Source organism: Microvirga aerophila, from assembly GCF_003332305.1.
GTDB lineage: Bacteria > Pseudomonadota > Alphaproteobacteria > Rhizobiales > Beijerinckiaceae > Microvirga > Microvirga aerophila.
The window spans coordinates 1-13,697 of sequence record NZ_QOIO01000083.1; the positions used below are offsets into that span (position 1 = coordinate 1).

13 protein-coding genes are annotated in these 13,697 nt (G+C 63.7%); 7 read left to right on the forward strand and 6 right to left on the reverse strand.

Going from position 1 to position 13,697, the window contains the following annotated elements; all coding sequences use genetic code 11:
- The coding region (locus tag DRB19_RS31985) for a transposase (RefSeq protein ID WP_162815883.1) at positions 1 to 167 on the forward strand (167 nt) is incomplete at its 5' end.
- A gap of 480 nt (positions 168 to 647) precedes the next feature.
- On the opposite strand, the gene DRB19_RS30345 is transcribed toward DRB19_RS31985, so the two are convergent.
- Positions 648 to 1,478 carry a calcium-binding protein gene (locus DRB19_RS30345; RefSeq protein ID WP_162815891.1) on the reverse strand — a complete coding sequence of 277 codons (831 nt, stop codon included), beginning with the start codon at positions 1,476 to 1,478 and terminating at the stop codon, positions 648 to 650.
- 309 nt (positions 1,479 to 1,787) lie between these two features.
- On the opposite strand from DRB19_RS30345, the gene DRB19_RS26645 reads away from it, so the two are divergent.
- Positions 1,788 to 2,294: a GNAT family N-acetyltransferase gene (locus DRB19_RS26645; RefSeq protein WP_114189029.1), complete on the forward strand. Its 507-nt coding sequence runs from the start codon at positions 1,788 to 1,790 to the stop codon at positions 2,292 to 2,294.
- 195 nt (positions 2,295 to 2,489) lie between these two features.
- The gene (gene ppa, locus DRB19_RS26650) at positions 2,490 to 3,020 is read left to right on the forward strand and encodes an inorganic diphosphatase (protein WP_114189030.1); all 531 of its coding nucleotides are present in this window, start codon (positions 2,490 to 2,492) and stop codon (positions 3,018 to 3,020) included.
- A gap of 80 nt (positions 3,021 to 3,100) precedes the next feature.
- On the opposite strand, the gene DRB19_RS26655 is transcribed toward ppa, so the two are convergent.
- Entirely contained in the window at positions 3,101 to 5,287 is a 2,187-nt protein-coding gene (locus DRB19_RS26655; protein WP_114189031.1) for an Ig-like domain-containing protein, read from the reverse strand.
- Positions 5,288 to 5,365: 78 nt separating this feature from the next.
- On the reverse strand, positions 5,366 to 6,616 hold the full coding sequence (locus DRB19_RS26660; RefSeq protein WP_114189032.1) for a ubiquinone biosynthesis hydroxylase: 1,251 nt from the start codon (positions 6,614 to 6,616) through the stop codon (positions 5,366 to 5,368).
- Between the two features lie 138 nt (positions 6,617 to 6,754).
- Between DRB19_RS26660 and tesB the strand changes: the two genes are divergently transcribed.
- The 3 genes from tesB to DRB19_RS26675 all read left to right on the forward strand — a co-directional run bounded on the left by tesB (position 6,755) and on the right by DRB19_RS26675 (position 9,578).
- Positions 6,755 to 7,612: an acyl-CoA thioesterase II gene (gene tesB, locus DRB19_RS26665; RefSeq protein WP_114189033.1), complete on the forward strand. Its 858-nt coding sequence runs from the start codon at positions 6,755 to 6,757 to the stop codon at positions 7,610 to 7,612.
- Positions 7,613 to 7,831: 219 nt separating this feature from the next.
- Entirely contained in the window at positions 7,832 to 8,170 is a 339-nt protein-coding gene (locus DRB19_RS26670; protein WP_114189034.1) for a P-II family nitrogen regulator, read from the forward strand.
- 40 nt (positions 8,171 to 8,210) lie between these two features.
- Entirely contained in the window at positions 8,211 to 9,578 is a 1,368-nt protein-coding gene (locus DRB19_RS26675; RefSeq protein ID WP_114189035.1) for an ammonium transporter, read from the forward strand.
- A gap of 183 nt (positions 9,579 to 9,761) precedes the next feature.
- On the opposite strand, the gene DRB19_RS26680 is transcribed toward DRB19_RS26675, so the two are convergent.
- The 3 genes from DRB19_RS26680 to DRB19_RS26690 are packed head-to-tail and all read right to left on the reverse strand — an operon-like array spanning position 9,762 to position 11,738.
- Positions 9,762 to 10,352, reverse strand: a complete 591-nt coding sequence (locus tag DRB19_RS26680) for an SCO family protein (protein ID WP_114189036.1) — start codon at positions 10,350 to 10,352, stop codon at positions 9,762 to 9,764.
- 34 nt (positions 10,353 to 10,386) lie between these two features.
- Positions 10,387 to 11,337, reverse strand: coding sequence for a DUF1775 domain-containing protein (locus tag DRB19_RS26685; protein ID WP_114189037.1), 951 nt, complete (start codon positions 11,335 to 11,337; stop codon positions 10,387 to 10,389).
- A gap of 38 nt (positions 11,338 to 11,375) precedes the next feature.
- Positions 11,376 to 11,738, reverse strand: a complete 363-nt coding sequence (locus DRB19_RS26690; RefSeq protein ID WP_114189038.1) for a hypothetical protein — start codon at positions 11,736 to 11,738, stop codon at positions 11,376 to 11,378.
- 160 nt (positions 11,739 to 11,898) lie between these two features.
- Here DRB19_RS26690 and DRB19_RS26695 point away from each other — a divergent pair.
- A partial coding sequence (locus DRB19_RS26695; protein ID WP_162815892.1) for a DNA translocase FtsK 4TM domain-containing protein occupies positions 11,899 to 13,697 on the forward strand: 1,799 nt, incomplete at its 3' end.

Consider the following 13,697-nt stretch of genomic DNA (forward strand, 5'->3'; position numbering starts at 1 on the left):
TTCCCAAGGCGCTCTATCGTGGGCGGGCTCGCATTGAGCAGACCATGGGAAAGCTCAAGCGGTTCAAGCGCGTTGCTCTACGTTGTGAGAAGACGGACGAGAACTACGGCTCCTTCGTCGCGCTTGCTCTGAGCTTCATCCTGATCAAATCCGTCCACACGACCTAGTCCGCGCACGACACCCGAGTTGTTAAACGTTGAAACGACGATGCCGTTGCCGGCGGTGGCATTCGTGGTTCCTGTTGCTTTGACCCAGCTGCCTGAGTCGACGAGCACTGTGTCGCCGGATACAAGCGCCAGTGCATCGCCGGCGGCAATTTCGCGAGTGTTTTGCGCGTTGAAGACGTAGTTGGTCGGCATCGCAGAATCCCTTATCGTTCGCGGCAGGCGCTGAGCGAGTATATGCATCTTTAGAACGTTACGTAACGTAGCTATAGGAACCCTTCGCCCGCCCAACAACTCCCTGTTTCGACGGGATGTCCCCCTCGACCCCGACGTCCTCGGCTCTCTTCCCTCCTGCACCTAGTCGTAGCCAGACACGCAAAACGCCTGCCCTCTTCCGAGGAGCAGGCGTTTCAGCCTTTGGTCAGGACCTCGACGATGCTCATTTCGCTGTGTTCATCGGGAGAGGTCGCGGCTTCCAGTGAACTAGACGATGAAGAAGTCTTGGTGGGTCAGGCCAGGCTTGGTGGCGAATTTAGGGATTTCGACGGCCTTAGCGGAGCCTGAGCCGTCGTTATCGTAATAGAGAATGCCCGTGCTTTTCTTGTAGATGATGTAGTCGTCCTTATCCTTGGCTTTGTTGCCGACGACAAAATGTTTCTTGTTCAGCAGGACAGGAGCGGTCTCCGAGCCTTTCTTGCCCAGCTTTGTGAACACGGCCTTGCTGAGCCACACCGCGTCGTCGACGACATTGAAATCCGTGATAGTGTCGAAGTTCGACCTCTTCTTCGGCGCGTTCTTGAAGGCAAAGACATCCCGTCCCGCGCCGCCAGTGAGCACGTCGTTGCCGTTGCCGCCGGAAAGCGTGTCGTCGCCCACGCCGCCATCCAGAGTATTGTTGGATGCGTCGCCATCGACAGCAGTGGAGCCCGAATCATCGTTGATGATCTTGCCGTTCGCCGTGCTCGCCGCTGCGTTGACTGTAGCGTTGACGGCCCCGAGCAAGAGCAGGCTGAAGGTCTCGTATTCCTCGTAATCGGTGTCGCCCTTGACTTCCAGGATGACGGTCTTCTCAAGTTCTCCGGTCGCGAAGGTGAGGTTCACGCCACCGTTAAAGGGCGTTCCACCGAACATGCCGAAGTCCTTCTCGTCGATATTTCCCGTGGGCATTACCAGGGTGACTTCTGATTGGACGAGGGCATGGGTGCGAGAGATCGTGATGATGAAATTCGTGATACCTGCGTTGCCTTCCTGCACGCTGGCGATCGATGTCATTGAAAAGATGGGATGTTCGTCGGCGAGAGTTGTCGGTGTCATGAGGAAAAGATCCTTGCCTGAGTGTGTGACGGTGGAATAGTGCGCAATGATTCATTGAATGTTATTTTATTTCAAGCTGGCATTCAAGCTGGCGCTCCATCGGCGGAGCATTTTCCCGCTGATATGATCAAGACGCGGCACGCCTGAGACCTGGCCTCTTGCGGCGTTGTGGCGCCTTCCCCTCGCGAGCCTTGTTCTGCTTGAATAGCCACGCTTTCACGGGGGTGGGGCAAGCGCTCATTAATGCCGCGTTAACCACTCTGCGCGGATGCTTGAACCCATTGCTTCTCCTGTGCCGAAGCCAACAACATGAGCGACCTTCTCGTCAGTATCCGCCAAGCCAAGTCCGAGGACGCCGAAGGGCTCTCCCGGGTGTTCGACGCCGCGTGGCGCGAGGCCTATCAGGGCATCATCCCTGGCCTCACCCTTGAAAAGATGCTGGCGCGCCGGGGCCTGCGCTGGTGGCGCTCCACGGTGACCCGGGGCCGCCCGCTGGCGGTGCTGGACATCGGCCAAGGAGTGGCGGGCTACGCCTCCTATGGCCGCTGCCGCGACCGGACCCTGCCGGCGGACGGAGAGATCGATGAACTTTACCTCCTGCCCGAGTACCAGGGCGTGGGGCTGGGTCGCCGCCTGTTTCGGGCGGTCTGCAACGACCTTCGGGCCCGGGAGATGAGCCGGATCGTCCTCTGGGCGTTGGCCGACAACGCCCGCGCCTGCGCGTTCTACGAGGGCATGGGCGGGCGCAGCGTCGCCCAGATCGAGGAGCGCATCGGCGGCGTGCCACTGGCCAAGATCGCCTATCTGTTCCGCTGATGTGTTAAGGGCCCGCCGGCCCTTTTCTGCGGCGGCAACCGAGGGTCCAACCCAAAGGGCCTGGCTTTGGCGGGCCGCTCATGCGCCTTTTCCCCAGGCGTGCAGCGCAAACAGCCGTAAAACCGGCTTTCCCTTTTGCCGATCACGCACTAGTGACGTGTCAAAGCTTATCAGCAGTTTGCGAAGGATAACCCCATGCGCATCGACGCGATCTCGATTGGAAACAACCCGCCGGAGGACGTGAACGTCATCATCGAGGTGCCGCTCGGCGGCGAGCCCATCAAATACGAGATGGACAAGGAGTCCGGGGCCCTGGTGGTCGACCGCTTCCTCTATACGGCCATGCGATATCCGGGGAACTACGGCTTCATCCCGCATACGCTCTCGGGCGACGGCGACCCTTGCGACGTGCTGATCGCCAACACCCGCGCGGTTATTCCGGGCGCCGTGATGAACGTGCGGCCCGTAGGCGTTCTGGTGATGGAGGACAATGCGGGCGAGGACGAGAAGATCATCGCCGTGCCGTCCGGCCACCTGACCCAGCGCTATGACCGGGTGCGGACCTATACGGACCTGCCCGAGATCACCCTCAAGCAGATCGAGCACTTCTTCGAGCACTACAAGGATCTGGAGCCCGGCAAGTGGGTGAAGATCATCCGCTGGGGCGACGCGGTGGAAGCCCAGCGCCTCATCAGCGAAGGCATCGAGCGCGCCAAGAAGGGCTGAGCCCACCATTCTTGAGAATAAAAAACGGCCGGGTTCTGCCCGGCCGTTTTTGTTGTCGCTCGCCGAAAACGGGACTTGCGTCAGATGACGTAAAAGTCCTTCGCCGAGATGGCGAGCTTCTTGGAGATCGTGGCGAACTGGACCGCCTTGGCGGATCCCGTGCCGTCCGGATCGTAGAACAGCGCGCCCGCCTTCTTGTGGTAGAGGATCCGATCCTCCTTGTCGCGCATGTGATCTCCGACCACGAAAGCGTCCTTGGACAAAGCCCCTTTCTTGGAAAGCTTGGTGAACGCAGTTTTCGCCAAGTGGATCGTGTCGTCCCTCACGTTGAAATCATAGACCCAGTCCAGGTTGGACTTCGCGCTGGGCTTCTTATCGAAGACGAATATGTCCTTGCCGGCCCCGCCCACGAGCGTGTCGTTGCCCAAGCCTCCCCAGAGCTTGTCGTCGCCGCCTTCGCCAAAGATCGTGTCCTTGCCGCCAAGACCCCAGAGTTGATCATTGCCTGCCTCGCCCACGAGCTGCTCATTGCCGGCCGTGCCGGAAAGGATGATCGGCGTCGTCTCGGCCGCGTTGTCCCTGACGCTGATCGTCAAGGTCTTGAGGATCTCTCCACCCCAGCCGTCTGAGGCTTGGACGGTTACGGTGTGCTGCGTGCCGGTTTCGTAGTTGAGCGCATTCTTGACGATGAGCTTGCCGTCGCTGACGGCAAAGAGACCACCTGCATCCGACACTAGGCTAAAGGTCAGCGTGTCACCGTCGGGATCGGAGCCAAAAAACGTTGTGACCGTGGCGCCGATGGCGGCGCTCTCCGACACGCTGGCGGTCGACGGGGAGACACTCGTCGGTGCGCCATTGACGAGCGCGATGGTCTGATTATCGCCGAACTTGGCGAACCGGATGTCCTTGAGAGTATCAGTGCCGTCCTGACCAACATTATCGGTAACGGTAATAGTACCGTCAGCATTGTTGACGATGCTGTAGTTGCCCCGTGCCCCGGAGAACACCGCCGTATCGGCGCTGCTTCCGCCGTCGAGGGTGTCATTGCCAGCACCGCCCTCAAGGGTGTCGTTACCGGCCTCGCCCTGAAGCGTATCGTTGCCCTCTTTGCCTACCAGCGTATCGTTGCCGCTGTTGCCGTCGAGCAGGTTGGCTTCATGGTTGCCGGTGAGCTTGTCCGCTCCCGAACCGCCTTCGACGTTTTGGATGTCGGTCAGAATGTCCGTGCCATAGCCCGTGTCCTGCTCAGTCGTTTTAGACAAGTCAGCAATCGCCACAGTAGAACCGGTAAACCGCGCTGTATTGACACCGGCCCCACCTTGGATCGTATCGTTCCCGAAGCCGCCCTCAAGAGTATCGTCACTGGCACCGCCTTGGAGAAGATTTTCGCCTCCGCTTCCGACAATGGTGTCTTTGTGGGCGCTGCCGATCACGTTCTCGATGCTGTCAAGAGTGTCAGCAAACTGATTTCCGTATCCGGATGTGGATCCCAGATTGACTGTGACGCCGGTTCCGCCAGATGACGCGGTCGCCTCCGAATAGTCGATGGTATCCTTGCCTGTTCCGCCATTGATGGTGCTGTAGCCGAGTCCACCTATAATAGTGTCATTGCCTCCACCACCATCGATGGTGTTGCTGCCGGTCCCGCCGGAAAATATTTCGTTTCCGTCGCCGCCATAGGCAACGTCGTCGTTGTCACCGAGCTTCACGATTCCGATCGCGGTGCCGTTGCGTCCGTCGTAGAAATCGTCGCCTGCGCCTAAATCCAGTGCAACGGCTCCACTTATAGTCGCCGTAGTCTTGATCGTGCCCGTATTATCGACTCGATCACCTCCCTTGCCGCCTATGATGGCAGTGCCGGATGCAGTGATGGTGCCAGCGTTGGACACAGTCAGCTTTGCCGACGTCAAGGTTGAGGTGATCTCGATCCCCTTTGCGCCTTCGATCGTCTTGCCGGTGGCGTTCGTGACCCTGTTCGTTTCATTGCCTAAGAACAAGATAGTCGTATTGGTGAGCGACTTGATGCTGCCTCCGTTGTCGACCGTGCTTGCGGCGCCAGCCAGCGCGATGGCGGCAAGCTGTGTTTCGATGCTTGCGGCAGCGGCGATAATGACTTGTTGCGTCCCGAGTGCCTTGATGCCGCCCAAGGTCGTGCTGTTCAGGGCAATTTCGAGATGCGTCGTCCCGGTTAGCGTCGCCGCCATCTCGTGGAGAGCCTCGGTCCCGGTGTTCAGGTCGGCTTCTGCGTCAATAACGGTGATCGTCATGCCAATTCCAACTTATCATGAAAGGTGGAACCGACTATTACGTTATTACGTACAGAAAGGAAAGCATCCAAGCCTCAATCAAAGCCCCTCGCCCCGCAACAGCCGCGGCGTGTCCCGGTCTCGCAACCCTGCGGCCTCGCGGATGAAGAAGCGCTTCAGGCCCGGCATGCGGTCAACGAGGCCCAGTCCTAGGTCGCGGATGAGGCGCACAGGGAGAATGTCGTTGGAGAACAGGCGGTTCAGGCCATCGGTCATGACCCCCATGGCAGTGATGTCGGCCCGGCGGGCGCGCTCGTAGCCGTCCAGAACGTCCGCGCCGCCGGGATCCATGCCGAGCCGCAGGGCGTCCACGATGGTCTCGGCGAGCGCCGCCGCGTCGTGGAGGCCGAGATTGAGCCCTTGACCGGCGATGGGGTGGATCACGTGGGCGGCGTCGCCCAAGAGCGCGATGCGCTCGCCCACGAAGGAGCGGGCAATCCCGAACGACAGGGGAAAGGCCTGCGGCCTGGTCTCGAAGGCGATCTTGCCCAGTTGCAGGCCGAAACGGCGCTCGAGTTCCGCCAGTTGGTCCTCCGGATGGGCGTCTAAAAGCGCCGCCACAGTGTCGTTGCGCTCGCTCCAGACGATGGAGGATCTGTGCTTGACCGATCCGTCGGGCTGCGTCTCCGGCTTGAGCGGCAGAATCGCGAAGGGGCCCGAAGGCAGGAAATGTTCCACCGCCCTGCCCTCATGGTCGCGCTCGTGGGAGATCGTGGCTACGATGCCAGATTGATTGTAGGGCCAGGAGATCCAGCCGATCCCGGCCTGCTCGCGCAGCTTCGAGCGCGCGCCGTCGGCCGCCACCAGCAGTGCCGCCGAAAGCTCCCCGTCTCCTAAGAGAACGTCGATCCTGGCTGGCCGGGCTGAAAAGCCGCGCACGGCCTCCGCCTTCAAGATCACTCCGGCCGCCGCGCAGGCCTCCACCAACGCCCCCGTCAGGTCGCCGGCCGTGATCATGTGGGCAAAGGGCTCGCCCTCCCCCACATCGCCTTCGAAGGTCAGGAAGGTGGGCCGTACCGGATCGGTGAGGCGGCTGTCCGTGATCACCATGTCGAGCATGGGCTGCGCCTCGGGGGCAACCTGGTCCCAGACGCCGAGAGCGGTCAGCATGCGGCGGGCTGCCGCCGCCACCGCATAGGCCCGCTTGTCCCCATGCGGATCGCGCTTGAGCGCCGGGTCGCACATGACCACGTCGAGACCGTCCCGGAGGGCGTGTTTGAGGGCGAGCGCGAGGGACAGCCCGGCCAGTCCGCCTCCGGCGATGACGATGCGTGGGCGCTCGGCATACATGGGTCAGGTCTCCTCGGCAGGTTCGTCCCTTTTATCTAGGGCGCCATATGGGATGTCCGCGATCAATCCTTCAGCGTCAAGCTTGACGTCTTCGGCGCTCTCTCCGATGGATGGCGCAACCTGGAGAGTGCCGAACCGATGTCCCAAGCCGTTGCCGATCTTCTGTCGATCCTCGATCTTGAGCCCCTGGAGCAGAACCTTTTCCGGGGCCAGAGCCCCAAGAGCGGATGGCAGCGGGTGTTCGGCGGACAGGTGGTCGGCCAAGCTCTTGTCGCGGCAAGCCGCACCGTGGAGGGACGCCATCCCCATTCCCTGCACTGCTATTTCATGCTGCCGGGCGACCCTAAGGTTCCGATCATCTACGAGGTCGACCGCATCCGCGACGGACGCAGCTTCACCACCCGACGCGTGGTGGCGATCCAGCACGGCCAGGCGATTTTCGCCATGTCGGCCTCCTACCACGCCGAGGAACCAGGCTTCGACCATCAGGCGCCCATGCCCGATGTGCCGGGCCCCGACGACCTTCCGTCGGAGCAGGAGGTGAAAGCCGAACTGGTGCCCCTGATGCCCGAGCCCATGCGCACCTATTACACCCGCGAGCGGCCGATCGAGATCCGCCCGGTGGAGATTAAGCGCTACATGTCCCGGGACCCCATGGCGCCGCAATTCCACGTCTGGATCCGCACCACCGGAAAGCTGCCGGACATTCCGGCCATTCACCAATGCGTACTCGCCTATGCGTCGGACATGACGCTCCTCGACACCTCCCTCGTGCCCCATGGCAGGACCGTGTTCGAGCCCACCATCCAACCCGCGAGCCTCGACCACGCCCTGTGGTTCCACCGCCCGTTCCGGGCCGACGAATGGCTGCTCTATGCTCAGGATACGCCAAGCGCCTCCGGAGCCAGGGGCTTTTCCCGTGGCCTGATCTTCAAGCAGGACGGCACCCTTGTGGCTTCCGTCGCTCAGGAAGGTCTTATCCGCGAACGCCGCTAAGGGTTCATCTGCCTTCTTTTTGATCATTCGGCTCATTTCTTAGCCACCGGCCCTGTGCCTCTTTGATAGGCACAGGGCCCTGCCGCATGACCGAACATGGCTTGGCACGGCCCTTGCTTCCCCCTTCCGCGACACCCGGCCGGACCAGGACGGGTTCATGTGGATCTCGCGCCCGACGCGCTCTTGCGCCGGGCCGCGTTCAAAAAGGGGGCTAGACCCATGAAAATCGTGATGGCGGTCATCAAGCCGTTCAAGCTGGAGGAGGTGCGCGACGCGCTCACCGCTCTCGGCGTGCACGGGCTTACCGTGACTGAAGTCAAAGGATATGGACGGCAGAAGGGTCATACGGAAATCTATCGCGGCGCCGAATATGCCGTGAGCTTCCTGCCGAAGCTGAAGATCGAGGTGGCGGTCGCCACCGAGCTGGTCGCGCAGGTGATCGAGGCGATCACGGCCGCAGCCCGCACAGGGCAGATCGGCGACGGCAAGATCTTCGTCACGTCGCTCGAAAAGGCAGTCCGCATCCGCACCGGCGAGACCGATGTCGATGCCCTTTGATTCCCACCCTTTTGGCCAAGTCTTCCGGAGTTTGAATCCGATGAAAATCCGTCCCCTGCTCATGACTGCCCTCGGAGGAGCGGCGCTGGGCCTGCTCGCCCTCGATCCCGCCCTGGCGCTGGACGCCGCCGCGCCGGCCGCTGACGCGGCAGCCGCCGCCGCTCCCACGGTCAACAAGGGCGACACCACCTGGATGCTCGTCTCGACGATCCTGGTGATCCTCATGACCATCCCGGGTCTCGCCCTGTTCTATGGCGGCCTTGTGCGCACCAAGAACATGCTGTCCGTGCTGATGCAGGTCTTCGCAGTGTTCAGCCTCGTAGCCATCCTGTGGGTGTTCTACGGCTACTCGCTCGCCTTCACGTCCGGCGGCGAAGGCCTGGGGGCGTTCATCGGCGGCTTCTCGAAGGCGTTCCTGGCCGGCGTGACCCCTGATTCCACCGCCGACACCTTCACCAAGGGCGTAGCCATTCCGGAATTCACCTTCCTGGCTTTCCAGCTCACCTTCGCGGCAATCACTCCGGCCCTCATCGTCGGCGCGTTCGCAGAGCGCATCAAGTTCAGCGCCGTGATGCTGTTCACGGGCCTGTGGCTCACCTTCGTGTACCTACCGATCGCCCACATGGTGTGGTTCTCGGAAGGCTACCTCTTCGCCCTGGGCGCCCTCGACTTCGCGGGCGGCACCGTCGTGCACATCAACTCCGGCATCGCCGGTCTCGTGGGCGCGCTCATGATCGGCAAGCGCGTCGGCTACGGCCGCGACCTCCTCGCCCCGCACTCGCTGACCCTCACCTTCGTGGGCGCTTGCCTTCTGTGGGTGGGCTGGTTCGGCTTCAACGCCGGCTCGAACCTCGAGGCCACCGGCGGCGCGGCGCTGGCGCTCGTCAACACCATCCTGGCTCCCGCAGCGGCGGGTCTCGCCTGGATGACCGCTGAAGCCTTCGGCAAGGGCAAGGCCTCCCTGCTCGGCATCGCGTCGGGTGCGGTTGCCGGTCTCGTGGCCATCACTCCGGCCGCCGGCCTGTCGGGCCCCATGGGCGCGATCGTGCTCGGCCTCGTGGCCGGCGTGGTCTGCTACATCGCCGTGACGGGCGTGAAGAACGCGCTGCACTATGACGACGCGCTCGACGTGTTCGGCATTCACGGCGTAGGCGGCATCGTCGGCGCACTCGGCACCGCCATCGTGGCGGCTCCGTCGCTGGGCGGCTACGGCGTGGGCGAATACACCATCGGCGGACAGCTTTGGACCCAGTTCGTCGCCGTCGTCATCACGTTGGTGTGGACGGGCGTCGGCTCGGTGGTGCTCTACAAGATCGTCGACCTGATCGTGGGCCTGCGCGTCTCCTACGAGGCCGAGCGCGAAGGCCTCGACCTCGCGGATCACGGCGAGCGCGCGTACAACTACTAAGCTTAAAACGAAGCCTCCCAGAGGGCTCGAAAAGAGAAAGCCCCGACCGCAAGGTCGGGGCTTTTCTCATATGTGTCATCTGTCATCCCCGGACTTGTTCCGGGGATCCACGTCTTGTCAGCGCTGCGGCTCCAAAACATGGATGGCCGGGACAAGCCCGGCCATGACGATGCGCGGGACCTGTCACCCGTTCTCGACAAGCTTCTTCAGCTTCCCGCGCCGGATGTCCTGCGATTCCTGGAAGTTGGAGGTGCCGTAGAAATCGCCCTTCGAGTCCATCAGGAAGATCGTGGCCGTGTGGTCCATGGTGTAGTCGGAATCCGTCGGGACCTTGCGGTAATAGACCTTGTAGGCCTTGGCGGTCGCGGCGATCTCCTCCTCGGTTCCGGTGAGCCCGACGATGCGCGGGTCGAAGGACGCGAGATAGGTCTTGAGCAGTTCGGGCGTGTCGCGCGCCGGATCCACGGTCACGAAGGCGACGCGCAGGTTGTCCGCATCCTTGCCCAGGGCCGCGAGGTCCTGGGTCAGGTCATAGAGCGTGGTCGGGCAGACCTCCGGACAATGGGTGAAGCCGAAGAACACCGCGAAGGGCTTGCCCTTCAGGTTCTCGTCGGTGAACGGCTTGCCGTCCTGCGTGGTGAGCTTGAACGGCCCGCCGATCGGCACGCGAGCCTGCTGCGGCTCGGGCACCAGCAGCAGGACGGTGATCAGAAGGGTGAGCGCCGCGACGAAGAAAACCGTCAGCGGCAAGAGCAGGGATCGCTTGAGGATCATGGTCGTCTCCAGACAGGAGGCTTTATCGTGAAAGCTAGTGCTTGTGTTCTGCGGCGGGCGCGGCTTGCCCGCCCATGCCGCGAACCGGGTAGGTCACCTCGACCGTGCCGGCCTTCTCGAACACGAGCGTACCCTTGTGGGTCTGGCCTTCCTTGAGGGGCTCCTTCAGGTCCACGAACATGAGATGGTAGCCGCCGGGCTTGAATTCGACGGTCTCGCCGGGCTTGATTTCCAGTCCGCCCTCCACGGGCTTCATGCGCATGACCGTGCCGTCCAGGGACATCTCGTGAACCTCGACCCGGCTCGCCAGCGGGAACGATCCGCCGACGAGCCGGTCTGGCGTCGATCCCGTATTGGTGATGCGCACATAGCCGCCGCCGACCTTGGCGCCGCCCGGCGTCACCCGTGACCAGGGCTCCTCGATGGTGAGCGCCCCTACCTTGACGGGCGCAGGCGCCGATGCTGACGCCGCGGCGGTGATCGTGACCCCCGGAGCCGGTGACTTCAGGCTGTGGGGATCCTGTCCGGCGGCCGGAATTTCGGTCCATTCCTCGCGGCCGTTGGCACATTCCTGGATGACCGGGAAATACACCGTCGCGCCCGGCTGGAAGATGTCGGTGATCCGCGCCTGGAAGACGAACTCGTCGTAATGCCCGTCGTCGAGGGACCCCGCCCAGGTGATGCCGGTCACGCCCTCGGCCATTGGCGTTCCGGAAAGATCATAGGCCTTCACATAGGGACCCTTGACGGTCTCCAGCGTCCAGCCGGCTTTCGGCATGGGTTTGACCGCGATGACCCCTTCGGGAATGCGGATCTGGACCTTGAGGGTCGGCTGGCCGTCGCATCCATGCGGGATGCGGAGCACGGCCTTGTAGGTGGCATTGGCCGTGGTGCGGGCGTTGTCGAACGAGACATGCGCGAGGGCGGGCGTCGAGATGGCCAGAAATGCGGCCGCTGCGAGCGCGCCGGAATAAGACAGCTTCATGGGACTTTGTCCTGTGGGGTTGATGAGCGAGGGAGCGATCAACCAAGCCGCGGCGGCGCGCGGGAGCCAACAGGCAGAACGTTGGGGACAGGCCGGAGGAAAGGTGTGTGCCGGAACAGGCCTGCGGCAGCCGCGACGGCCACCGGATGGTCGAGGGACGCCGCGACCCGCAGCGGGCCGCCCGGGGCGCCCGCCCCGTGGCAGGTCAGGACGCAGCAGAGGGCCTGGTGAGCCTTCCCGGGGGCATGATCCGGCGCGGCGGGCTCCGACAGGCAGATGACCGCCTGCGACAGATTGGCCGGCGCCGCGTGGAGGGCGCCGCTGGCGGCGAAGAGCACGGCCTGCAGGGCAAGCGCATAGGCCAGCACCACCGAAACGGCGGTCCTTTTCCAGCCCTGCATGAATACCCTGCTCATCATGGACCGGACACTGGTCCGTCCGCGGGTTCCCGTCAACCGCACCCGAACCCGGCTAGAGGTGCACTTAGGGTTAAACGACTCTTAACCCTGCCCTTCCTAAAGTAGGACCAAGTCACTCCAGATCCGGGTCTCACCTCGTCCCATGCGCACCGCCCGCCGTTCTTCTTCCACCTATGACGGCCTCTTTAGCGCCCTGCGGGCTGCCCTCGCCCGCCGGGCGCAGGAGCTCACGGGTCTGTGCTTCATCGCGCTCTCCGGCGCGGTGGCGGTGGCGCTCGCAACCTGGTCGGTGGACGATCCCAGCCTCAACAACGCCACCGATATTCCGGTCCGCAACCTGCTCGGCTGGCCGGGCGCCATCGCGGCCGATCTCTTGATGCAGCTTTTGGGTCTGGGCGCCATCGGGGCTCTGCTACCGCTGGCCCTGTGGGGCTGGCGGCTCATGAAGACGGGCGAGCTTGGCCGCATGCAGCTGCGGCTCGCCTTGTGGGTCATCGGCGCGGGCGCCGCCACGGCGCTCGCAAGCGCCCTTCCGGCGACGGATCGCTGGCCGCTCCCGACCGGCCTCGGCGGCGTCGTGGGCGACGCCATCCTGACCGGCGCGAAAGCCGTCACAGGCCTGTCGAGCGGCCCGGGCAGCGCCATCCTGGGCTTTCTGTTCGCGGGCTTGACGATCCTGACGCTCACCGCCGCCTGCGGCCTCGGCCTGTCCGACGACAAGACCGGCGACCCCGATGAGGATTTCGACGAGCCGCGGCCCGTCAAGCGCCACGTCAAGGCCGCCGATTGGGAAGACCAGGAGGACGCGGCTCCGGACGAGCCCGGCTGGGCCATCGTGTCCCTGGGAGCGCTTGCCCACGGCCTCATGAGCCTGCGCGGGGCCGCCCGGCGCTGGAGCGAGCGCCGAGCCCATACGGACGAAGACGAGTTCGACGCACCAATCCCAAGCGGCTCCAGACGTTCCGGGCAGGGATCGGGCTTCGCCCGGCGCGAGCCCGTGCTTGACGGCGCCCCGCCGCGGGCGCGCCCGGCCCCGAGCGCCGCGCCGATGCATGACGAGGACGAAGAGGAATGGGCCGACGAGCTGCCTTCGGTGCTCCGCTCGCCCCGGTCCGAACCCGCGCCCGCCCGGGTCGCGCCCGCGCCGGCTGCTCCCAAGCCCGGACGGCGCATGGCCCGGGAGGCGCAGCCCTCCCTTCTCGACGAAGGCCATTATCAGCTTCCGGCCCTGACTCTGCTGGCGGAGCCCAAGAAGCCCGCCGGTCCCATCGTGTCCGCCGATGCGCTTGAGCAGAACGCGGCGCTTCTCGAAGGCACGCTGGAGGATTTCGGCGTGAAGGGCGAGATCATCAACGTGCGTCCCGGTCCGGTGGTGACGCTCTACGAGCTGGAGCCCGCGCCCGGCACCAAGTCGTCCCGCGTGATTTCGCTCGCCGACGACATCGCCCGCTCCATGAGCGCGGTCTCGGCCCGCGTGGCGGTCGTGCAGGGCCGCAACGCCATCGGCATCGAGCTGCCGAACCAGAAGCGCGAGACGGTTTTCTTACGCGAATTGCTTGCAAGCCAGGATTTCGAGACCTCGAAGCAGAAGCTCGCCCTGTGCCTCGGCAAAACCATCGGCGGCGAGCCGGTAATCGCGGATCTGGCGCGCATGCCGCACCTGCTGGTGGCGGGCACCACCGGCTCGGGCAAGTCGGTGGCCATCAATACCATGATCCTGTCGCTGGTCTACCGGATGAGGCCGGACGAATGCCGGCTGATCATGGTCGATCCCAAGATGCTGGAGCTCTCCGTCTACGACGGCATCCCGCACCTGCTCACCCCCGTCGTCACCGACCCGAAAAAGGCCGTGGTGGCGCTCAAATGGGCGGTTCGGGAGATGGAGGACCGGTACAAGAAGATGTCGAAGCTGGGGGTGCGCAACATCGACGGCTTCAACGC